The organism is Bifidobacterium sp. FKU, from assembly GCF_026016385.1.
In the GTDB taxonomy this organism is placed as follows: domain Bacteria; phylum Actinomycetota; class Actinomycetes; order Actinomycetales; family Bifidobacteriaceae; genus Bifidobacterium; species Bifidobacterium infantis.
This window is the reverse complement of record NZ_CP092888.1, coordinates 1,120,487-1,141,999: the sequence shown is the minus strand read 5'-3', so window position 1 is coordinate 1,141,999 and position 21,513 is coordinate 1,120,487. Positions and strand designations below refer to the sequence as shown.

Annotated in this window: 17 protein-coding genes and 2 pseudogenes; 5 read left to right on the top strand and 14 right to left on the bottom strand. The window is 60.4% G+C overall.

Going from position 1 to position 21,513, the window contains the following annotated elements; genetic code table 11:
* Positions 1 to 3: 3 nt before the first annotated feature.
* On the bottom strand, positions 4 to 1,458 hold the full coding sequence (gene miaB / locus MMB48_RS05005) for a tRNA (N6-isopentenyl adenosine(37)-C2)-methylthiotransferase MiaB (protein ID WP_032745205.1): 1,455 nt from the start codon (positions 1,456 to 1,458) through the stop codon (positions 4 to 6).
* Positions 1,459 to 1,589: 131 nt separating this feature from the next.
* Between miaB and MMB48_RS05000 the strand changes: the two genes are divergently transcribed.
* Positions 1,590 to 2,330, top strand: a complete 741-nt coding sequence (locus MMB48_RS05000) for a GTP pyrophosphokinase family protein (protein ID WP_080771594.1) — start codon at positions 1,590 to 1,592, stop codon at positions 2,328 to 2,330.
* Positions 2,331 to 2,362: 32 nt separating this feature from the next.
* Here the strand turns inward: MMB48_RS05000 and MMB48_RS04995 are convergent, their stop codons facing one another.
* Together MMB48_RS04995 and MMB48_RS04990 are read right to left on the bottom strand one after the other, a co-directional pair.
* Positions 2,363 to 3,172: a DMT family transporter gene (locus MMB48_RS04995; protein WP_032745206.1), complete on the bottom strand. Its 810-nt coding sequence runs from the start codon at positions 3,170 to 3,172 to the stop codon at positions 2,363 to 2,365.
* 139 nt (positions 3,173 to 3,311) lie between these two features.
* Positions 3,312 to 4,214 carry a Bax inhibitor-1/YccA family protein gene (locus MMB48_RS04990; RefSeq protein ID WP_032745207.1) on the bottom strand — a complete coding sequence of 301 codons (903 nt, stop codon included), beginning with the start codon at positions 4,212 to 4,214 and terminating at the stop codon, positions 3,312 to 3,314.
* A gap of 168 nt (positions 4,215 to 4,382) precedes the next feature.
* Here MMB48_RS04990 and MMB48_RS04985 point away from each other — a divergent pair.
* The 3 genes and pseudogenes from MMB48_RS04985 to MMB48_RS04975 form a co-directional block, all read left to right on the top strand.
* Positions 4,383 to 4,523, top strand: a pseudogene (locus MMB48_RS04985) (LuxR C-terminal-related transcriptional regulator); the annotation flags it as partial.
* A 40-nt stretch (positions 4,524 to 4,563) separates the two neighbouring features.
* On the top strand, positions 4,564 to 5,205 hold the full coding sequence (locus tag MMB48_RS04980) for a GNAT family N-acetyltransferase (RefSeq protein ID WP_032745208.1): 642 nt from the start codon (positions 4,564 to 4,566) through the stop codon (positions 5,203 to 5,205).
* 88 nt (positions 5,206 to 5,293) lie between these two features.
* A pseudogene (locus MMB48_RS04975) lies at positions 5,294 to 7,398 on the top strand (DUF262 domain-containing protein).
* 60 nt (positions 7,399 to 7,458) lie between these two features.
* Here MMB48_RS04975 and MMB48_RS04970 read toward each other — a convergent pair.
* From MMB48_RS04970 to MMB48_RS04925, 10 genes are all read right to left on the bottom strand, one after another.
* Complete coding sequence (locus tag MMB48_RS04970; RefSeq protein ID WP_032745209.1) at positions 7,459 to 7,950, bottom strand: PIN domain-containing protein; 492 nt, start codon at positions 7,948 to 7,950, stop codon at positions 7,459 to 7,461.
* Positions 7,950 to 8,312, bottom strand: coding sequence for a type II toxin-antitoxin system RelB/DinJ family antitoxin (locus tag MMB48_RS04965; RefSeq protein ID WP_011068030.1), 363 nt, complete (start codon positions 8,310 to 8,312; stop codon positions 7,950 to 7,952). The genes MMB48_RS04970 and MMB48_RS04965 overlap by 1 nt, the downstream gene beginning before the upstream one ends.
* Positions 8,313 to 8,457: 145 nt before the next feature.
* Positions 8,458 to 11,157, bottom strand: coding sequence for an aconitate hydratase AcnA (gene acnA, locus MMB48_RS04960; protein ID WP_032745210.1), 2,700 nt, complete (start codon positions 11,155 to 11,157; stop codon positions 8,458 to 8,460).
* Between the two features lie 120 nt (positions 11,158 to 11,277).
* Positions 11,278 to 13,854, bottom strand: a complete 2,577-nt coding sequence (locus MMB48_RS04955; RefSeq protein ID WP_032745212.1) for an HAD-IC family P-type ATPase — start codon at positions 13,852 to 13,854, stop codon at positions 11,278 to 11,280.
* A gap of 40 nt (positions 13,855 to 13,894) precedes the next feature.
* Positions 13,895 to 14,476 (bottom strand): hypothetical protein, encoded by a 582-nt coding sequence (locus MMB48_RS04950; protein WP_032745213.1) that lies wholly within the window; start codon positions 14,474 to 14,476, stop codon positions 13,895 to 13,897.
* A 35-nt stretch (positions 14,477 to 14,511) separates the two neighbouring features.
* Positions 14,512 to 14,931, bottom strand: a complete 420-nt coding sequence (locus MMB48_RS04945) for a VOC family protein (protein WP_032745214.1) — start codon at positions 14,929 to 14,931, stop codon at positions 14,512 to 14,514.
* 102 nt (positions 14,932 to 15,033) lie between these two features.
* A complete protein-coding gene (locus MMB48_RS04940; protein WP_032745216.1) occupies positions 15,034 to 15,276 on the bottom strand; it encodes a hypothetical protein in 243 nt (80 codons plus the stop codon).
* A 31-nt stretch (positions 15,277 to 15,307) separates the two neighbouring features.
* Positions 15,308 to 16,582 (bottom strand): class I SAM-dependent RNA methyltransferase, encoded by a 1,275-nt coding sequence (locus MMB48_RS04935; protein WP_032745218.1) that lies wholly within the window; start codon positions 16,580 to 16,582, stop codon positions 15,308 to 15,310.
* Entirely contained in the window at positions 16,572 to 17,330 is a 759-nt protein-coding gene (locus tag MMB48_RS04930; protein ID WP_032745220.1) for a DUF3159 domain-containing protein, read from the bottom strand. Before MMB48_RS04930 ends, MMB48_RS04935 begins: the two co-directional genes overlap by 11 nt.
* Positions 17,331 to 17,345: 15 nt before the next feature.
* Positions 17,346 to 18,191, bottom strand: coding sequence for a DUF3710 domain-containing protein (locus MMB48_RS04925; protein ID WP_008783115.1), 846 nt, complete (start codon positions 18,189 to 18,191; stop codon positions 17,346 to 17,348).
* A 124-nt stretch (positions 18,192 to 18,315) separates the two neighbouring features.
* Between MMB48_RS04925 and MMB48_RS04920 the strand changes: the two genes are divergently transcribed.
* Complete coding sequence (locus MMB48_RS04920; RefSeq protein WP_032745222.1) at positions 18,316 to 19,176, top strand: exodeoxyribonuclease III; 861 nt, start codon at positions 18,316 to 18,318, stop codon at positions 19,174 to 19,176.
* A gap of 309 nt (positions 19,177 to 19,485) precedes the next feature.
* Here the strand turns inward: MMB48_RS04920 and MMB48_RS04915 are convergent, their stop codons facing one another.
* The gene (locus tag MMB48_RS04915) at positions 19,486 to 21,495 is read right to left on the bottom strand and encodes a dipeptide ABC transporter ATP-binding protein (RefSeq protein WP_032745224.1); all 2,010 of its coding nucleotides are present in this window, start codon (positions 21,493 to 21,495) and stop codon (positions 19,486 to 19,488) included.
* Between the last annotated feature and the right edge of the window lie 18 nt (positions 21,496 to 21,513).

Sequence of the window (21,513 nt, the reverse complement as noted above, 5' to 3'; positions counted from 1 at the left end):
CCCTCAGTGCCGCACGGAATAGGTCTGTCCAGCGGCCACATCGGGGTCGGCAAGCAGATTATGGCGGCCAGCGTGTGTGACGGTGACCGTGACGAAATCGCCGATTTCAGGTACCGGTTCGCCTTCAGGCACGCCGATGTGCACCAGCACGCCGGTTTTCTCGCGGCCGGTGACACGGTGGGTGTCGGTGTCCTTCTTGCCGAGTTTGCCGGTGATCATCACTTCGACGTCGCGGCCCTCGAATGTGGCGAGGTTCTCTTCGGTGATCTGCTCCTGCAACGCCACCAGACGGTCGAACCGGTCCTGCACCACGTCGCGCGGAATCTGTTCCATTGCGGCGGCCGGCGTGCCGGGGCGTGGCGAGTAGATGAACGTGAACGCCGAGGAGAAGCGCGCCTGGCGCACCACGTCCATGGTCTGCTGGAAGTCCTCCTCGGTTTCACCGGGGAATCCGACGATGATATCGGTGGAAATTTGGGCGTCGGGCATGGCCTCGCGGATGCGGCCCAAGATATCGAGGAACTTGGCGGACCTGTAGGAGCGGCGCATCGCGCGTAGAATCCGGTCGGAACCGGACTGCAGCGGGAAATGCAGTTGATGCATGATATTCGGCGTTTCGGCCATGGCTGCAATCACATCATCGGTGAAGGCGGCCGGGTGCGGCGAAGTGAAGCGCACACGTTCGAGACCGTCGATGGTTCCGCAGGCGCGCAACAGCTTGCTGAAAGCGTATCGATCGCCGATGCCGTAGCCGAACGAGTTCACGTTCTGGCCGAGGAGCGTGACCTCCTTGGCGCCGTCGGCCACGCATTGGCGGATCTCATCAAGAATGTCACCGGGGCGGCGGTCCTTTTCCTTGCCTCGCGTGGTGGGCACGATGCAGAACGTGCAGGTGTTATTGCAGCCCACGGAAATCGCCACCCACGAGCTGATGCGGGAGGCGCGGGCGGCGGGAAGCTGGCTCGGGAACTGCCGCAATTGTTCAGTGACCTGGACCTGCGCCTTGCCGGTCGCACGATTCTGATCCAACAGCTTGGGCAGATCTTCGATGTTCTTGGTACCGAACACCGCGGAAACCCATGGCGCAGTATCCGCGATCTTCTTGCGGTCAAGCTGGGCCATGCAGCCGCCAACGGCGATCTGCAGGTTCGGCCGAACCAGTTTGACGCGATTGAATCGGCCAATGGTGCCATACATGCGTTCGGCTGCGTTCTCGCGTACCGCACAGGTATTGAGCACCAGCAGATCGAGGTCATTGTCATTGATCTGGCCCTCGGTTGCAGGCACGTAGCCATTGGCCTCCAGCACGCCGGCGATGCGCTCGGAATCGTGCACGTTCATCTGGCAGCCGAGCGTGTGGATATGGAATACGCCCTTTCCACGCTCCCCCAGCAAGCTATCGGTTCCATCGGCTGCAATCGAGGCACGCTCCGCCTCGGTCATCATGTCTTCATTCATAACGACCGATTCTATCGGCGGGGTTCGTCATGCTCCGGTCACGTATGCCATTGGTTGTCACGATGTCAAATTATGGGTTCTTGGAAAGATTCCCCGCTAACATCCAGATTGGTTGGAATCCGCCGAGTATATTGGTGGACGTGATACTTGACCGACATAGCCGACTCAAAACCTCCGATCTGCAAGCCCGTCTCAAAGCGTTGGATCTTCCGGGAGGCACCTTCACTCCCGAACAGGTCGTTAAATTCGTTGACCTCATGCAGGTGTATGAAGGCGCGATGTACGAGATCAGCACCAAGCTGGAGATTCTCGACGACGAGTTCCAGGTGCGGTTCAGCCATGACCCGATACATCATATGGAACGCCGTCTGAAGTCGGTGAGTTCGATCATTGGCAAGCTGGAGCGCAAGAATCTGCCAATCAGTGTCAATTCGATTAAGGACAATCTGTTCGATGTGGCCGGCATCCGCGTGATCTGTAATTACCGCGACGACGTGTATTCCGTGTCCAACTATCTGTCGTCGCAGTCCGATATTCAGGTGCTGCGCGTCAAGGATTACATCAAGAACCCGAAACAGAACGGGTATCGTTCATTGCACGTAATCTACGCGGTGCCCGTGTTTCTCTCCTCGGGCGCGCATTACACGCCGGTGGAGGTGCAGTTCCGTACCATCGCCATGGATTATTGGGCGTCGCTGGAGCATGCGCTGCGCTACAAGACCGATTTGCCGGACAACAAGCTCGCCGAGCATTCACAGACGCTGCTCGACTGCGCCCGTTCGCTGCAGAACATTGAAGTGCAAATGCAGAACATCCACCGCGACATCAACGGCGCGCCGCAAGTGGGCGAAGCGCCTAAGACCTCGGACTGAGGTGCTATGGAATCGGCCTGCGGCCGATTCATTTAGCGTTTCAGCCACTTCGGCAGTCTGGCCGGCGCTTGGGCCAGTAGGGTGCCGAGGAAGATGAGGGCGCAGCCGAGGTAGCCGCGCGGGGTCATCACTTCACCGAGGAGTAGGGCACCGCCGACCGCCGAGAAGAACGATTCGAGGCTCATCAGCAGGCTGGCTCGCGTCGGTGGCACCCATTGCTGGCCGACCACCTGCAAGGTGTACGCGATACCCACCGAGCCGATGCCGGCGTACAGAATCGGAATCCAGGAATGGGCAGCGAAGGCCCAGTCGACCGAGCCTTCGATCAGCGAACCCGCCCAGCTCAGCACGGCGGTGGTGCAGAACTGGCCGAATGAAAGCTTGATGGCGTCCATGGTGCCGCCCAAAGTATCGATCACCAGAATATGCACGGCGAACAGCACGGCCGTGAACACGAGCAGGGTATCCGCCAGGCCGATCGAACCGAAACCATCGGTGATGCACAGCAGATAGAAGCCTGCGATGGACAGCGCCACGGCCGAATCGGGCTTGTTCGCATTCAGCTTGGCACCGGTGATGGTAACGACGTCGGATGCACCGTTCGATGCGGCATCTGTGGAGACGGCCCTGGATGCCTCGGTCCCAACGACATCGACCCCGGCTGTATCGCCCTTATCTGCGCTCCCCCGGCCACGCTGCCACAGCAAAATCGGCACCAAAGACAGCGCGCCCAGCGTGAAGCGGGTGGCGTTGAAGAACATCGGCGACATCAAATCCATGCCCTGGACCTGCGCCACGAACGCAAAACCCCAGATCAGCGCGGTCAACAACAGGCTCAGCATGCCTACGAGTTCTTGTCTTTTCACGGGGAGACAGCCTAACGTGCGAATGTGACAGACATGAAAAAGCCCGGCCACAATGTGGTCGGGCTGTGACGTTTGACGAGCAGGCTACATGCCGCCCACCAATCGGCTGGCGAGGCTAGTCCCTGTTGCCGAGCAGCTGCAGGATGTACAGGAACATGTTCACGAAGTCGAGGTACAGGTTCAGGGCACACAGGATGGAGATCTTCTTGACCATTTCCGGGCCCTGGGCCTCGTACTCGGTCAGCAGCGCGCGCGTGGACTGCGCGTCGTAGATGGCCATGCCGGCGAACAGGATCAGGCCGATGGCGCAGACGATCTTGGTCATGCCGTCGACCTGCACGAAGGCGAGCACGATCTGCGAGATGATGAGCACGATCAGGCCGATCATCAGGATCGGGCCGGCCTTGAGCATGTCGAACTTAGTAGTCATGCCGAACATGGTCAGCGCGAAGAAGAACGCGGCGGTGACACCGAGTGCCACGCCGATCGAGCCGAGGTCGTAGACCATGAAGATCGAGCTCAAGGTGAAGCCCATCAATGCGGCGTACACATAGAACATGACGCGCGCAGTGGCCGACTTCATCTTGGTGACGCGCATGCCGAGCACCACGGCCAGGGCAATCTGCACCACGCACAGGCCGATGAGGCCCACCATGCCGGTGGCCATGAGGAAGCTGTAGTAGGCTCCGGTGATCTGGCCGAGCACGGCGACCACGGCGGTGACGAGGATGCCGATGGTCATCTCGCCGTACACCTTGGTTACGGAGACGCGGCGGGCCTCCTCGTAGTTGTAGGTCATCGTCGTGTTGATGGTGGCGGCACCCGCGCCGGCACCGGCCGCATCCTGCGGCGCGTACTGGTAGGTGGGGGCGCCCTGCGGCTGGGCATAGTAGTTCTGGCCGTAACCGGACTGTGCGTATTGCTGTCCATATCCAGACTGTTGGGCGGCGTTGTAATCAGGCGTGTTGTATTGCGGGTTGTATTGCCCGTTGTTCTGGGGCTGCTGACCGAATGTCATAATCGCTCCTTTAGCGTTTGTTCCAGTACCAATCTTAGAGGAACAAAGCTGAACATTCCATGAATAGGATCGATCGGCTCGTTCTGCTCATCTCAAAGCGTAACGGGCGTTTCCACCATGCGCGTGGCATGCACCGTAATCGGCGAATTGTCTTGCAGCACATAGCCCAACGCCGAAATCGCCTCCCGTATGTTTATCTCGGAGCATACGGCCAAGGCGCATCTCTCCTCCGCGGCGGACAAGCTCAATATGGGCCGCGTACAGATGGCGAGGCTGGTGGAGCGGGCCGATTTGCCGGCGCGACTGTAACACGTCCGGTTATCGAGCCATATCAGTCATAATGGAGAACATGAGTGAAGCGATTATTCGAACGTTACGTAAAGACGATTATCCGGCGCTGATCGACCTGGTGCGTCGCACTTGGTACGCCGAATATGATGAGCGGACCGGCTTGCTGGCAGCCGAGGCCGATTGGGAGAACTGTCTGGCACGTGTGACCACGGCCTTTGTCGCGGAGCTGGAAGATAAACCCGTCGCATTGATTGTGGGGCGTATCGACGAGCTCGACCATCGCAGCCCGCTGAACATGCACCGGCGTCATTCGTTGCGCAAGCTATTGCAACTGGCGTTTGCCCACAACGGCATGGCAGCTGCGAGCGAGATTCTCGGGACTCTTCATGTCGATAGGCAACTGCGTAAGCAGGCGGCGAACATTGGCCATGAGTATTCGGCTGAAGTGGTGCTGTTCGTACTTGATCCGGCGGCGCGCGGTCACGGTCTGGGCCGGCGTATGTTCGAGACGATGATGAGCGCATTCCGCGCAGCCGGCATACGTCAGTACTTCCTATTCACGGATACCACGTGCGATGTCGGATTCTATGTACATCGCGGCCTGACGCAGGTGTGCGAGCAGTCACTGCCCGCATCCGGGCCGGGAGAAAACCCGTCTTCGTTCTACTTGTATGAGGGGTCGGTGCCCGAGCCGGCGTGATGTGCCCGCCGTCGGGCGAACACTGGTAGGCTTGAGCACAGTCGGCACGTCGGCATACCGTCCAGAGGCCGGCGACGAAGGGATTGACATGGCAATCAGCGCGAAGGAACTACCACTCGGGAAAGTGTTCACCCCGGATTTCCGGTTCACAATCCCCTCATTCCAGCGGGCCTACATATGGAAGGCCGAGAACATCCTGCAACTGGTAAGCGACTTGGACGACGCCTGCAAGTCACCCGGTACCCCGTACTTCCTCGGCTCGCTGATTCTGGTACGCGAGGGCGACAACCGTTATGACGTGATCGACGGGCAGCAGCGGCTGGTATCCCTGTCGATCATCATCGCCGTGTTGCGCGATCTGGAGCGAGACCCGGACCTCATGTGCCAACTCGACGCGCTGCTGGTGGAGCCCGGCGACAAGCTGCGCGGCATCGTCACCGAGCCTCGCCTCACGTTGCGCGAGCGCGACGCGGCGTTCTTCCGCGAACACGTGCAGGAGGACAACCTCGAATCCGTGTTCGACATGAACGACGACGATCTGGCGACCGCTGCGCAACGCAACATCGTCGCCAACATCCGCAAGACGTACGACGAGATCTCCAATTGGTCGGCATCCGAACGCCAGCAATTCGCGCAGTATCTGGTCAACGAGGTGACGCTCGTCATCGTGACCACCGACGATCTCGACGGCGCGCATCGCATCTTCGACGTGATGAACATGCGCGGCCTGCCGCTCACCCCGTCCGACGTGTTCAAGGCGCGCGCCACGGCCAGCCTGTCGACCGCCGAACTTGACGTGTACGCAGCCCGTTGGGATGACATCATTGACCCGCTTGGCGACGATCCGCATGACTGTGAGGAATTCTTCGCCTATCTGCATCTCGTGCTCACGCACAAGCCGGCCACCGACAAGCTCATCGAGGATTTCCTGGCCGACGTGCTGCAACCGTACATCGACAAAGGCACGGTGCCCACGTTCATCAACCAGGTGCTGGCACCCTACGCGATGGCGTGGCAGATCATCGCGCGCCCCAGCGATACCGTACTGCCCGCCGAGGTGCGTAGCCGGCTTGAGGGATTGGACGATTACCGCAGCCACGAGTGGAAGCCCGTGGCCATGTGGGCGTTGGTCAATTCGTATCGCGGGCTGGGCGACGCCGATTTGTCGCCGTTTGTGGTTCGTGCCTCGCGTATCGCCAGAACCACGGCCACGTTGGAATCGTTGGGCGCCCATGACGAGCGTCGGCTGCTGGAAATTCTGACCGCATTGGAACAGGTGACCGGCATCCGCACGCTGAATCGCGCTGGAGCGTTGGAGCGGCGCGGTTATGCGAACGCCGCCATCCGTGATCTTGACAAGGGCTATTTGGTCCAGCGCGTGAACGGGTTGCATGTCTCGGACGGCGACCGTGAAGGCGCATTGGTCCGTTTGCATGGCGAGATGCAGGGTGACGGCGATTTGGTCCGTCTGCTGCTGATTCGCGCCAACGAGCAGAAGGCCGGATGCAGTTGGATCGACCACGCCGGTTCAGTGCGCTGCCGATTATGCCGTTGGATATCGAACGGTCGAAATCGTTTGCGGACTGGCCGCAGGATCAACATGATTTCTGGATGTACCGACTCGGCAATATGGCGCTGGTGCAGGGCCCTGAGGATCAGTTGGACAGGTTGAGTGAATATCCGGCACGTCGCGACCGCATGCTGTTGCGCGCGGATTCACGTCGTTTCCCGCTGACCAATCAGTTGAAGGATTTCGCTGACTGCACACCTGCCCTGCTGGAGGCGCGGCAGGAAGAGTCGGTCCGACTCATCGTGGAATACTGGGGCATCCGGTATGACAAGGACGCCCGTGATCTGACCAAGCAGAATGTCGATGAGTTGTCGAAGACCTCTCCACGGCCGTCTCATAGTTCGCGGCGCGTCACGATCCGGCAGGTGATCGACGCTGGTCTGCTAGTGCCGGGCGAGCGTCTGGTGTGGGAGCGGCCGCGCAAGGGCGAGCGCTGGTTTGCCACGATCACCGAAAACGGTCGTCTCCGTCTGGATGACGGCTCCGAATATCCGACTCCGACCGCCGCGGCCCGTGCCGCCGCCGGAGGACGTCGCGGCGGCGGTCTGGACGTGTGGAAGCGCACGCGCAACGGTCAGAAGCTCAGCGACATCTGGAAGCAGTTCCGCTTACAGGCGCAGTAGTCTACAGTAAGCCGGCACATCATTGGTGGCTCCCCTCCGTGAGGGGAGCCACCCGCTCATTTATTCCAGTGCCGCCACGATTTCAGCCGGTGTTCTGCAATATTCGGGAAAATGACTGATTAATTCGGCATCCGATGTGACCACACAGTTGGCACCGGATTGTTGCGCGGCAACGATGATCAGATCATCTTCAAAATCCCGATGCCGTTTTTGCAGGGAAAAAGCCTTATCACATGTCGACTCATCGACAGCGACGATGTCACACATCTCCTTCACCTGCTCGATACAACGCCATGGCACCCGTGACGACAGAAAGCCGCGAGTGAAATTCTCCACTTCCGATTCATTCGGTTTGCATTCCCTACGAATCGCCGATGATGATAGGTATGCGATATCCTTCAGCGACAATGACGCGCACAACAACGTAACGTTGTTCTTCGCGCCAAGTTCCATAACCGCTTCCGCCATCTTGGCGTGATCATCGCGATGGAGCAAATAGTCCAACAGTACATTGGTATCGAGCAAAATACGCTGCATGGAAACGTCGGTCATCAATCGGCCCTCTTCATGTTGTAATACGTATCAAGCTGCTCGTCGTACATTTTGTCGCGGAACTGCTTGTAGGTAAGGCCTTCCATGAGGTCGGTGTCTTCTGAGATCAGTCCGGCCTTGACCAGTTCCTTGTGCACGTATCCGGCACCTTCTCGAATCAGTTTCAGCTTGCGCTGCTTTTCCTCCTCGCGGGCTTGCTCTTCGGCGGTCGTTTCCAATGCCGGCACTTCCTTGCGGTCGGCGATGTATAACCACAGCGACCGGATTACGTCACTCACCGATACGCCTTTGCCCTTGAGGACTTCTTCGACCTCGTTCTTCAGTTTCGCATCAATGCGAACGTTCATTTGGACCATGGTCATGGCAACCTCCATTTCGAAGATGCTATACAGTATAGCATTTTGGCATGCATGGAAAAGGCCGGTATCCGTTGGCGGATACCGGCCTTGCTCCCCTCAGTCAGCTTCGCTGACAGCTCCCCTCAAGAGAGGGGAGCCAAGAAGGTGGTTACTTCATGAGGTTGCGCAGCACGTACTGGAGGATGCCGCCGTTACGGTAGTAGTCGGCCTCACCGGGCGTGTCGATGCGGACCACCGCGTCGAACTCGGTCTTGGAGCCGTCCTCGTGGGTGGCGGTGACGTGGACCGTCTTGGGGGTCACGCCCTCGTTGAGCTTCTCGACGCCGGCGATATCGTAGGTCTCGGTGCCGTTGAGGCCCAGGGACTCATAGGATTCGCCTGCCGGGAACTGCAGCGGCAGCACGCCCATGCCGATCAGGTTGGAGCGGTGGATGCGCTCGAAGCTTTCGGTGATCACGGCCTTGACGCCGAGCATCACCGTGCCCTTGGCGGCCCAGTCGCGCGAGGAGCCGGTGCCGTATTCCTTGCCGGCGAGCACCACGAGCGGCACCTTGTTGTCGATGTAGTCGCGGGAGGCTTCGAAGATCGTGGTCGGCTTCTTGGCGAGGAAGTCGTAGGTGAAGCCGCCAGGCGTCACCTCCTCGCCCACGGAGGCGAGCAGCTGGTTGCGCAGACGGATGTTGCCGAACGTGCCGCGCACCATGATCTCGTGGTTGCCTCGGCGAGAACCGTAAGAATTGAAGTTCTTCGGCTCCACGCCGCGCTCGGTCAGGTACTTGCCGGCCGGGCTGGAGGCCTTGAACGCGCCTGCCGGGGAGATGTGGTCGGTGGTGACCGAGTCGCCCAGGAGGGCCAGCACACGGGCACCGTGGATATCGGCGACCGGGTCCGGCGTGGCCTTCATGCCGTCGAAGAAGGTCTGCTTGCGCACATAGGTGGACTTGTCGTTCCACGCGAACAGCTCGCCTTCCGGCACGTCGAGGCCCTTCCAGCGGTGGTCGCCGTCGAACACGGAGGCGTAGTCCTTGAGGAACATCTCGCGGCTCACGCTGCCGTCGACCACGGCGGCGACCTCGGCATTGGTGGGCCAGATGTCCTTCAAGTACACGTCGTTGCCGTCCGCGTCGGTGCCGAGCGGCTGGGTCTCGAAGTCGAAGTCCATCGTGCCGGCGAGCGCGTAGGCGATGACCAGCGGCGGGGAGGCCAGGTAGTTCATCTTGACGTCCGGGCTGATGCGGCCTTCGAAGTTGCGGTTGCCGGAAAGCACGGCGGTGACGGTCAGGTCGTTGGCGTTGATCGCCTCGGAAATCTCGGGCAGCAGCGGGCCGGAGTTGCCGATGCAGGTGGCGCAGCCGAAGCCGACGAGCTGGTAGCCGAGTGCATCGAGGTCGTCCTGCAGCCCCGCGGCCTTCAGGTAGTCGGCCACGACCTGCGAGCCGGGAGCCAGCGAGGTCTTGACCCAGGGCTTGGGCTTAAGGTCCTTGGCATGTGCGTTGCGGGCGATCAGGCCGGCGGCGATCATCACGGACGGGTTGGAGGTGTTGGTGCATGAGGTGATCGAGGCGATGGCCACGTCGCCGTTTTCGATGTCGAAATCGCCACGGAAGTCGGTGGACACGGCCACCGGATCCTTGACGGTCTTCTCGGTCTCGTAGGCGGGGGCGGTCTTCTCGAACATGCTCTTGGCTTCGGACAGCAGAATGCGGTCCTGCGGGCGCTTCGGGCCAGCGATGGACGGCACCACGGTACCGAGGTCGAGTTCCTCGTATTCGGAGTACTGCGGTTCCACGTAATCCGGGTCGGAAGCGTCGCCCCACAGCTTGTTGGCCTTGGCGTAGGCTTCGACCAACGCGACCTGCTCTTCGGAGCGGCCGGTCAGGCGCAGGTAGTCGAGCGTGACATTGTCAATCGGGAAGATGCCGCAGGTGGAGCCGAACTCGGGGCCCATGTTGCCGATGGTGGCGCGGTTGGCCAGCGGCACGGAGGCGATGCCTTCGCCGTAGAATTCCACGAACTTGCCGACCACGCCGTGCTTGCGGAGCATGTCGGTGATGGTCAGGACCACATCGGTGGCGGTAACGCCCTCCGGGATGGAGCCGGTGAGCTTGAAGCCGACCACGCGCGGCACGAGCATGGAGATCGGCTGGCCGAGCATGGCGGCCTCGGCTTCAATGCCGCCGACGCCCCAGCCGAGCACGCCCAGACCGTTTTCGGTGGTGGTGTGCGAGTCGGTGCCCACGCAGGAGTCGAGGTAGGCGAGCGTGTTGCCGTTGGCCTCGGCCTTGCTCATGACCACCTTGGCCAAGTATTCGATGTTGACCTGGTGGATAATGCCGGTTCCCGGCGGCACCACGCGGAAGTTCTTGAATGCCTGCTGACCCCAGCGCAGGAACTGGTAGCGTTCACCGTTGCGCTGGTATTCGATGTCCATGTTTTGCTGGACCGCGTCGGCGATGCCGTACTTGTCGATCTGCACGGAATGGTCAATGACCATGTCGGACTGGACCTGCGGGTTGATGACCTCCGGGTCGCCGCCGAGGTCCTTGACCGCGTCGCGCATGGTGGCGAGGTCCACGATGCAGGGCACGCCGGTGAAGTCCTGCATGATCACGCGGGACGGCGTGAACTGGATTTCGTGGCTGGGTTCGGCGTTCGGATCCCAGTCGAGCAGGGTCTTGACGTGCTCGTCGGTGATGTTGGCACCGTCGATGTTGCGCACCAGATTCTCGACCAGTACCTTCAGCGAGTACGGCAGCTGATCGATGCCGTCGAGATTGGCGATGTTGTAGTAATCGAAGTCCTTGCCGGCTGCCTTGAGGGTAGCCAGCTGGTCGTCGCGTAAGGACATGCTTCCTCCGAAATCATGAATCGGCTTATGATGCCGCTGATTATCCGCTACACATGGTACGGGCACGTTACCGAGGCTCTGGCGTGTCGGCTTGAAGTATGAGACAATCGCGCCGCCGTCTCAATGCTGACGCGAGAGCTTGCCCGTCAGTCCGCGCACGAGCGGCGCCAGCCACAGGCACAGCGCGAAGATCAGCGCGGAACCGGCCAACGCGATCAGCGTGGCCACCATCGTGGCGCCGGTCGGCAGAATCAGGGCGAAGAAGTTCGCCACGAACGGGACGAACGCGCCGATCACGCCCGCCGCCGCGAACACCGCCACCAGCACGCCACGCCAACCGTTGAGTGGTCTGGCCACACGGGCCAGCACGAACACGCCCATCGCGAACAGGATGATGGCGCTGGTGGCGCGCAGGGCGGACAGGTCCGCGGCATCGCCGGTCACGTTCCAGCCCATGACCGGCGGCAGCACCCAAGCGGCCAGCAGCACCGACAGCGCGGTGGCGATGCCTCCCGGCAACGCGAACGCGACCACACGCTTGAGGAACCCCGGAATATAGCGGCGCGTGTTCGGCGCGAGCGCCAGGATGAACGCGGGCATGCCGATGGTGAGAGCGCCGATATAGGTGATATGGCGCGGCAGGTATGGGTATGGGATTTGCGTCAGCACTACGCCGAGCGAGATCAGCGCGGAGTACACGGTTTTGACGAGGAACAGGCTGGCCACGCGCTCCATATTGGCCATGACCTGACGGCCCCGCGCCACGACGTCCGGCAGGTGCGAAAACTTCGAATCCACCAGCACCACCTGGGCCACGGCCTTGGTGGCGGGCGCCGCGTTGCCCATGGCGATGCCGAGGTCCGCCTCCTTGATGGCGAGCGCGTCGTTGACGCCGTCGCCGGTCATGGCCACCACGTGGTTCTGCGTGTGCAACGCCTGCACGATGGCCTTCTTCTGGTCAGGCAGCACGCGGCCGAGCACATCGACGTTTTCGAGCACGCGGGCCAGTTCGTTCACGTCCTCGGGCAGTTCGCGCGCGTCCATCGCCACAGGCTCATGGTCGCCTGTCAGTTTCACTCTGCGGGCGATGGCACCCACGGTCACTGGATTGTCACCGGAAATCACACGACAGCGCACACCCTGCTCACGGAACCAGGCCAGCGTCCGCGCGGCGTCCTCGCGAATCTTCTCAGAGCACAACACCAACGCCACCGGCTCAGCCTGCACATCCAGTTGCGGGCCGTCCGAGACATTGGCTCCCTCAACTGCGTCCCTCAGTCGCTTCTGGCGACAGCTCCCCTCGGAGAGGGGAACCAGCTCGCTCTTCTCGGCTCCCCTCTCCGAGGGGAGCTGTCCGCGAAGCGGACTGAGGGGAGCTGTAGACCGCGCAACCAGCAACACACGGTTGCCGTCATTGGCATACTCGTTAACCTGCTGCAACACCGACGAATAGTCACCCTCAAGCGCAGAAATAATCACCTCCGGCGCTCCCATGTACCAGGTCTCGCCGGATTTACGCACCGCACTCCATTTGCGCGCCGAAGAGAACGGGACACGAGACTCAACCGTGCCTGCCCCATATCCTTGGGCCTTGAGCCCGGCGAGTACGGCTTGGCCGGTGCCGTTGGGCTGCTCTTCGTTGCAGCAGTCGTAGAGGGCCTGCGTGGCTGTCTGTTCCGCAGTCGCATTGGCGGAATCGAGCATCACGAGCCGGTTGAAGGCGATGCCGCCATCGGTGATCGTGCCCGTCTTGTCGAGGTTCAGCGCGTCCACGCGAGCCAGTGTCTCCACGGATTCAAGCTCCTGCACCAGAGTGTCGTGGCGGGCGAGGCGCATGGCGGCCACCGCGAAGTTCAGCGAAGTCAGCAGCACCAGACCTTCCGGGATCATGCCCACCACACCGGCGACGGCGGACACCACGGCCTGCCGCCATTCACCGGTGGAGAGCGCCGCGTGCCATCCTCCGACCGTATGAATCTGCGAAAGAATCAGCAGAATGCACAGCGGCACCACGAGGAAGGTCATGAATTTCAGAATCGTGTTGATGCCCTTGTTCAGGTCGGACACGGTTTTCTTGTATACCTTGGCCTGCGCGGTGAGCGTGGCGGCGTAGGAATGGCTGCCGACCGCATTGACCTTGACCAATGCCATGCCGGAGACCGCGGTGGCACCGGAATACACCTGCTCCCCCACCTTGTGGCGCACGGTACGAGATTCGCCGGTGAGCATGGATTCGTCGAGTTCCAGTCCCCAGGTCTGGATGATCTGCCCGTCGGCCGGCACCTGTTCGCCGGCACGAATCCATAACAAGTCGTCAAGCACGATTTCGTTATGAGATACCTCGACATCCTTGCCATCACGACGCACGAGGAATTCGGAGGCCACAAGGATGGAAAGCTTATCCAACGTGCGCTTGGCCCTGAGTTCGGTGACGATGCCGATGCCCGTGTTGATGATGATGACGAAACCGAACACCGCGTCCCTCCATGAACCGGTGATCAGCACCAGTACCATCGCGGCGAAGATGATGCCGTTGAACAGCGTGAATACGTTGGCCCGTACGATGTCCCGCACCGAGCGGGACGTGGAGGTTTTCACCGCGTTCGACTGGCCGCTTTCGATTCGTTGCGCCACCTGTTCGGCGCTCAGGCCGGTCTCGTCGACTTCGGGCATCCGCGCGACTGCTGTTGCATTCATGCCCTCCACTTTAGCGCGTCTTGCGAATCGTCTTACGCGTTCAGGGAACAACGATGTCGATGGTTCGCCCGTGGGGTTCGTCCCGCACGACGGCCAGCACGGCGTCGGTGACGTGCATGCGCGTGCCGCCATCGTCAGCGGCGTCGGCGGAGCGCAGGGTGGCGGCGTACAGCAGCTCGTCGTCGGGCGCGTGTACGGGATTGAGCAAGACGACCGGAACACCCGCGTTGCGCGCGTCGGTCAGTGTTTCGGTCCAGCTCCCCCGGTTGGCGTCGGTGACGTCGATGCCGCTGATGACCACGACCCTGACCGCCCTGGCCACGAAATCGGCAACGCCTCGCCGGGCGGCGGCCCCTTCCGCGGCGGCGTCGGGCGAATCCGATGCCGCCGCGTAGGAGACCTTGAGCCGGTCGTCGCACAACGCGTCGATGACGGACCTGTCCGCGGCGGCGTCGCCCGATCCCACGAATCCCACGGTCGCATCAGCGGCATGTACGGCATCATGGGCGACTTGCGGCAGGGCGTCCTGGGTGTCGCCGACCGCGCTGCCCGCCGGCGCGCAGGCACCCAAAGACAACACGGCCGCCATGCAGGCCATCAATCCGAGAATCCGTCGTGTCATGTGATCACCATCTCATCGGACGAACAGGGTCACCGTTACACCTCCTCTAAATCCTTCTCTTCATAAGGCTTATTCCAGGAACCAATCTCTATCAGATTTCCTTCCGGATCAGCTATAAAGCAGGTTCTCTGTCCCCAAGGTTCAAGTTCCGGTTCAAGCACAGATGTCGCACCGTTTTCCACAGCCTTTTTATATGCCTCATCCACCTCTTCAAAAGTATCAACATATAGTGCCATTTCAGAATGACCATTCAGACCCTTGATATACTCATATTGCCGGTTTGTCATTTTCTCAAAATCATTCCGTCCATACAGTAAAAAAAGTGTTCCGTCTTTCACAAGATAAACATTGGAAGTATTCTCTTCTTCCTTAATTTCAAATCCGAGAACATCCCTGTAAAAACGAATCATCTTTGCCATATCATCAACAAACAATCCAAAACCGTCTAATCTCATTTTCCTAATCCTCCATAGATTTTTATTATTTCCTCTGCATTCCTGCAAATAATGTCCCGCACTTCTTCCGGCTCAAGCACTTCTACTTTTGCTCCAACTGAATTAAATCATTCTAAAATATCTCAGTGCCTCTACGATTGCATTCTCCTTCGGATACTTAGGCTGTCTTGTGTCATCTGACTTAGGTTTATTATAATTCTCACGCTCTATAATTCCATACTTATCCTTAATCTGCGCAATATAAAGGTTAGATACTTTCATCCCCTCATTATGCTCTGCCACATATGACTTGATTTCCTCATAGGTTGCTTTACTTTCAGCAGAGGTAATATCTAACTCATCCATATCCAGTCTCACATTTATATGATGCTTCGCTTCATGAAGTTTGGACAAAAAGGCATACCGTCTCGACGTGGTGGGTCATCGGGTAGATGTCAAAGGCACGGATGTCTTTGAGTTCGTAGCCTTCGCCGATGAGTATCGCGGTGTCGCGTGCGAGGCTGGTGGGATCACAGGCGATGTAGACCACGCTGGATGCGCCGGCCGCGGCAATCTGGCGGCAGACCTTGGCACGAGCACCGGCACGCGGCGGATCAAGCACTACGACATTCGGTTTGGCCAGATGCGCCGGCACATGGTCCAGCGTGCGCGAGACGTCACCCGCGCGGGCGTCCACGTCGTTCAGGTTCATGGCGCGCAGGTTGCGCTGAGCGTTCTTGACGGCCACACGCGCGCCTTCAACGCTGAGCATGCGGGTGCGTTCACCGGTCATTGTGGCCAGCGGCAGGGTGAACAGGCCGGAACCGGAATACAGATCCCAGATTACGGCGTCCGCCGCTGACTGCAGCTGCCCGTTGACCAGGTTGATCACGTGCGTACCGAGGGCGATCGGCGCTTGGCGATGCACTTGCCAGAAACCGTTGGCGTCAACCTGATAGTCGAAGGTCGTGCCGTTGATGGTCACCTGTTCGGTGAGCAGCTGGGAGCCGGCGCGCAGTTCGCCGTCCACAAGTACGGCGTAATTGTCGTCTGCTGCCGCGGTATCGACGATCTCGCCGCGCGGTTCGGGCACGGAAAGACGAATCTGGGAGCCGGGTTCAAAGCCGCCCTCCCACACTTGTTCGCGCTTGGCGACGTCCAGCAGCGTGCGCGTGGCAAGCGGCATGGTGTCGATGGCCACGCGGTTGTGTGTGCCGCGCCGGCGCATGGATGGCATGCCGTTGTCGTCGGCAATCATTTCGATGCGGGTACGCCAATTGAGGCCGACGGCTTCCTTGTCGCCGGGCATGCGCTCGATGGGAACGGCCACGTCGATATGGCCGAGTCGGCTCATCTGTTCGGAGACGGTGATGGCCTTCCACTTGAGCTGGCCGGGCAAAGAGACGTGCACGAGATCCGCGCCGCCCACTCCCCCGCCCATCGCCAAGGGACCGGCAAGTGGCCATGCCGGGGTGACTCGGTCTTCAGACGGCTCGAGAACCTCGACGACTTCGCCGGTCCAGAACCGGTCATCCCGGTCGTGGGGCTCGTCAAGCTCGACTCGCACGAGTTCGTCGGGCAAGGCGAAGCGGACGAACACCACACGACCGTCGATATGGGCCACGCAGCGGCCTTGGTCGGCGTATCGTTCGATACGAACTTCAGCTTGCATCATCGTCCTTTCCGATTGCGCTCGGTTCGAGTTCGGCATCAACAGCGACTTCAGTCTGTGTCTTCTTAGCCGCGACCTTATGCCGGTGCATCGGCGTGGCAATAATGAGGTAACTCACCCAAATCGCCAATGCCCAGAACGGAATGCCCATGAGCAGGCGGGCCACACCGAGCGCAGCCACATGGTTGGTCAGATACAGCGGCACCTGCACCACCAGCCGCAGCAGGAACAGACCGACCCAAAGGCCGGTGACAATCATATAGGCGCGTTTCAGGGCCTTGTCGTCCATCCAGTCATGGAACCATGCCTTGAAATGCTCGGTGGGCAGGCTACGAATGAATTCGACGACCAAACCCAGTCCGGGCACGCGCGCAATCAGCGACACGGCAAGCAACGCGGCATAGCCGGCATTGGTAATGAATCCGAAGATGTAGTAATTGCGGGCCTCATGAGTCTGCCATGCCCAAATCAGGCAGATGCCTACCGCCACCAGACCAGAGACCGCGCCCATTACCGACTGGCGCTGAATCAGTCGCACAATAACCTGCGATACTGCCAGCACGGCCGAAACCGCAATGGTGAGATTCAGATTGTTCGTGGCCACGAACAGTACGACGAACACCACGCCGGGCAGCATGGATTCGATGACGCCGCGAGGGCCGCCGATGGCATCAATGACGGAGAAGTCTCCGCCGTCATTGCCGGCGTCGGCCAGCGCGGACAAACCGGTGCGTTTGTTGTTTGCCAAGTCTCTTCCTATAGATCAGCGAACTTCGGAGAACATCGGGCCGCGAGACAGCGTGGTCTTCACTTCGGTCTGCTGGTCCTGGCTCAGCGGACCCTTCGGCTTGTTGTCCGGAATGTCCTTGAAGTGTTCCTTGCCGTTCTGCTCGCCGGCTTCGGCCGCGGCCTTGCGCTCGGCGGGGGCGACCGGCGGATGCATCGGGATCAGATCGCGCGGCGCCAAAGGCTCCTCGCCACGCTCGACGACGATGCCGGCGAAGAACTTGTTCAGCGCCTCGGTCTCCGGGCTGCCCGGATCGATAGCAGCCTTGCCGGAGAAGATGCCACGCAGCATCCAGCGCGGGCCGTCCACACCAACGATGCGCGTGTTCACGGTCTTGCCGCCCTTGACATTGACCGGCAGCTTCAGTTCGGTGCCGAACACACCGTCCACTTCAGAAGCGGCCTTGTTGGCTTCAAGCAGGTCACCGCGGACGTCGTCCCACAGTCCCAGGGTCTTGGGTGCGGCAAAGGCTTCGATCTCCAGGCTGGAGGAGCCGAAGGTGATGGTGGAGCCAAGCACTTGCTGGGTGGCGCGGTTGGCCTTGATACGCAGCTGGATGCCCTGGAGGAAAGGCAGGTAGTAGGCGCCGAGATCCAGATAATCGTCATAATCGGGCACGTCCTCATCGTTGACGTCCCACGGGCCTCGCTCTTCTCCGCGGCCCTGGTATTCGCTGGATGGCTCCGCCAATACGGTTTCAGCGCTTTCCGCCTTTGCTGCGGCGTTTGCGGCTTCGGCGGCCACCTTGTCTTCATCGACAGGCTCAACGGCCGGCTCGGCTTCCTTCTTGCTCTTCTTCTTGCCGAATCCGAACAGTCCCATGATTCCTCGTTTCGTATAACGGTTGCAACCTTGTTAACACTAGCACTCAGGCTTAGAGAAAGCTGAGCATCGCGGCCGCCGGTGTCCGGTTCGATTCGTAGGGAGGCCAAAATAGTATGGCCGCATGACCATCACCATTACCACGTCTAACGTCAACGGCATTCGTGCGGCCAAACGCAAGGGCATCGAGGATTGGGCCGGCAAGCATGCGCCGGATGTCTGGTGCATACAGGAGGTTCGCGCGCCTCAAGACGATGTCGATTCTATTTTCGATGAATTTGGTTTCGAATACGCCACCGCCGGCAAGATCGAGGCACCGGCCAACCTCCATGCCATGAACGAGGTCTGCCGGGTGAAAGGCCGCGCGGGAGTCGGACTGCTCACCGACTTGGAAGTGCTTGACAAGCGATATGGTCTGCCAGGTCTGAGCGAGGATGTGGATTCAGGGCGTTGGATCGAAACCGATGTCAAAACGCCTGAGGGCTACGCGATCACCGTGGCATCCGTATATGTGCATGCCGGCAACACTAACGATCCGACCAAAATGGAACAGAAGTATCGTTTTCTGGACACGATGCTGAAGCGCATGGGCGCGTTGCGGGACGAGGCTGCGCATGGCGGCAAACAGGCCGTGCTCTGCGGCGATTTCAACATCGCGCACACGCCGCTTGATATCAAGAACGCCAAGGCCAATGAGAAGCACGCCGGATTTCTGCCCGAAGAACGTGCCTACGTGGACAAATGGCTGGACGAATACGAGTTCGTGGATGTGATGCGTTCGTTGGCCGGCGACATTCAGGGGCCATACACCTGGTGGAGCCAGCGAGGGCGCGCTTTCGACAACAATGTCGGCTGGAGAATCGACTACCAGTTCGCCACGCCCGAGTTGGCGGAGACCGCACGCGGATTCGTCATCGACAAGGCTCCCACGTATGACAAACGCTGGTCCGATCACGCCCCACTCACGATCACATACGAGGTATGACATATTCCGTGGGACAACATCCGAAAATCGACGATTTTCGCGGGTCGTCCCACGCCCCACAGCATGAGTAATTATCAACCACACTAAGAATGGCGTAATTCCGGGCTTCGTGAGAAATCTGCTGTGGGACAACACTCATGTCTATCGATTGATGTTGATGTTGTCCCACAAATTGTGGGACAACATCGGGAAAACACCAATTTTTGCGTTTTCGTCCCACGCGAACCATCATGCAAACCTGCGCATACGAATATTGGGTTCTTTCCACGGATGGAAAGAACCCAATACAATGCGCTCAAACGCAGATTATCAGTCCAGACCGAGTTGGAGCTTGCCGCCGGGGATGGCGTCGAGCAGATCGCGGGTGTACTGCTGGCGCGGATGCTCGAAGACCTCATCGGTGGTGGCATGTTCCACGAGCTTGCCGTGCTGCATCACCACAACCTCGTCGGCAATCTGGCGGACTACGGCCAGATCGTGGGTGATGAACAGGTAGCTCAGGCCCTTTTCGGCCTGTAGGTCGTTGAGCAGGCGCAGCACCTGATCCTGCACCAGCACGTCCAGAGCGGAGACGGCCTCATCGCACACGATGACGTCCGGATCCAGAGCCATGGCTCGTGCGATGGCGATACGCTGACGCTGGCCGCCGGAAAGCTCGTTCGGGTAACGGCCCATCACGGAAGCCGGCATCTCGACCATGTCCAGCAGTTCCTTGACACGGTTGGCTCGCCACTTGGAATCGCCGATCTTGTGGATGCGCAGCGGCTCCTCGATGGAACGGAAGATGGAGTACATCGGGTCGAGCGAACCGTAGGGGTTCTGGAACACCGGCTGCACGTGGCGGCGGAAACCGAGCAGATCCTTGGCCTTGAACGTGGAGGTGTCGCGGCCTTCGTAGAACACCTTGCCGGAAGTGGGCTTCAGGAGGTGAAGCACCATGTTCGCCACGGTGGACTTGCCGGAACCGGATTCGCCCACGATGGCCAGGGTGGTGCCGCGCTTGACGGAGAAGGACACGTCGTCGACGGCCTTGAACATCTCCTTCTTGCGGGGCAGCTTGAATTCCTTGGTCAGGTGGTCGACGGTGATGATGTGCTCGCTCTTCTCAAGCGTGCTTTCGCCGGCGATGTGGTGATCGAGCAGGGCGTCCGCATTCTCGCCGCGCTCCTTGTCGGAGATGATGCGCTGGGAGGCCAGCGACGGGGCGGCGGCCACGAGTCGCTTGGTGTACGGGTGCTGCGGGTGCTGGAGCACTTCCAGGGAGGGTCCGGATTCGACGACCTGTCCCTTGTACATCACGACAATGTGCTGGGCGCGCTCGGCAGCAAGGCCCAGATCGTGGGTGATGAACAGCACGGCGGTGCCCAACGAGTCGGTGAGCATGTGCAGGTGGTCGAGGATGCGCTTCTGCACGGTCACGTCCAGGGCGGAGGTCGGCTCGTCGGCGATCAGCAGGTCAGGGCGGCAGGCCAGACCGATGGCGATGAGCGCACGCTGGCGCATACCACCGGAGAACTCGTGCGGGAACTGACGGGCACGGGTAGCGGCGTCGGGCAGACCGGCCTCGGACAGCAGACCCGCGATACGGTCATCCATTGTGGAGCCAGTGACGTACTTCTTAGCCAGATACCAAGCCTGATCATCGGCCACGCCGGCCTTGATGAGGTCGTCGGCCACGCGCCAGCGGGTTTCGGAGCCCGGAACCCATTCGTCGGCGAAGCGGGCGACGGCCTTGTCGAAGGCCGCGCCGGTCACGCCGGCCTCGCTCAGGGCCTTCTTGGCCTCGGCCATGAGTTCGGGCAGTTCCTTGGCGCCGAGGAAGGTCTCGTCGTCGTTGCCCTTGACTTCGACCTCGTCGCCGGCCAGAGCCTTGGCGAGGGCGGAGCGCTTCTCGTGGGCCACGTCCATGTTGTTGGCCTTCAGTGCTTCCTTGACCTGGGAGCCGATACGCCACACCGGGTTGAGGTTGCTCATCGGGTCCTGAGGCACGAGACCCATCTTGGTGCCGCGCAGCTTGTCGAACTCGCTCTGCTTGGCGCCGGCGATTTCCTCGCCGTCGAGCTTGATGGAGCCGTTGACCACGTGACCGGTGCCGGGCAGCAGACCCAGCACAGCCATGGCGGAGGTGGATTTGCCGGAACCGGACTCGCCCACGATGGCCACCCACTGGCCAGGATAGACGGTGAAGTTGGCGTCTCGCACCGCGTGCACCGGCTTGCCGGTGTCGGTGGTGAAGTCGATGGCCAGGTTCCGGACTTCCAGCAGCGGACCATGCTCTTTCTGCATGGCTAGCATCGTGGCGTTGGTATTGTCAGTCATTGTCTTTCTCCACTCCCC

Bases quoted from the DNA above. Each gene is read 5' to 3' on its own strand.
- MMB48_RS04980 (WP_032745208.1), top strand. From the start codon at position 4,564: ATGAGTGAAGCGATTATTCGAACGTTACGTAAAGACGATTATCCGGCG.
- MMB48_RS04940 (WP_032745216.1), bottom strand. From the start codon at position 15,276: ATGGATGAGTTAGATATTACCTCTGCTGAAAGTAAAGCAACCTATGAG.
- MMB48_RS04920 (WP_032745222.1), top strand. From the start codon at position 18,316: ATGACCATCACCATTACCACGTCTAACGTCAACGGCATTCGTGCGGCC.
- MMB48_RS04995 (WP_032745206.1), bottom strand. From the start codon at position 3,172: ATGCTGAGCCTGTTGTTGACCGCGCTGATCTGGGGTTTTGCGTTCGTG.
- acnA (WP_032745210.1), bottom strand. From the start codon at position 11,157: ATGTCCTTACGCGACGACCAGCTGGCTACCCTCAAGGCAGCCGGCAAG.
- MMB48_RS04970 (WP_032745209.1), bottom strand. From the start codon at position 7,950: ATGACCGACGTTTCCATGCAGCGTATTTTGCTCGATACCAATGTACTG.
- MMB48_RS04945 (WP_032745214.1), bottom strand. From the start codon at position 14,931: ATGAGATTAGACGGTTTTGGATTGTTTGTTGATGATATGGCAAAGATG.
- MMB48_RS04950 (WP_032745213.1), bottom strand. From the start codon at position 14,476: ATGACACGACGGATTCTCGGATTGATGGCCTGCATGGCGGCCGTGTTG.
- MMB48_RS04955 (WP_032745212.1), bottom strand. From the start codon at position 13,854: ATGAATGCAACAGCAGTCGCGCGGATGCCCGAAGTCGACGAGACCGGC.
- MMB48_RS04935 (WP_032745218.1), bottom strand. From the start codon at position 16,582: ATGCAAGCTGAAGTTCGTATCGAACGATACGCCGACCAAGGCCGCTGC.
- MMB48_RS04915 (WP_032745224.1), bottom strand. From the start codon at position 21,495: ATGACTGACAATACCAACGCCACGATGCTAGCCATGCAGAAAGAGCAT.
- miaB (WP_032745205.1), bottom strand. From the start codon at position 1,458: ATGAATGAAGACATGATGACCGAGGCGGAGCGTGCCTCGATTGCAGCC.
- MMB48_RS04925 (WP_008783115.1), bottom strand. From the start codon at position 18,191: ATGGGACTGTTCGGATTCGGCAAGAAGAAGAGCAAGAAGGAAGCCGAG.
- MMB48_RS04990 (WP_032745207.1), bottom strand. From the start codon at position 4,214: ATGACATTCGGTCAGCAGCCCCAGAACAACGGGCAATACAACCCGCAA.
- MMB48_RS04965 (WP_011068030.1), bottom strand. From the start codon at position 8,312: ATGACCATGGTCCAAATGAACGTTCGCATTGATGCGAAACTGAAGAAC.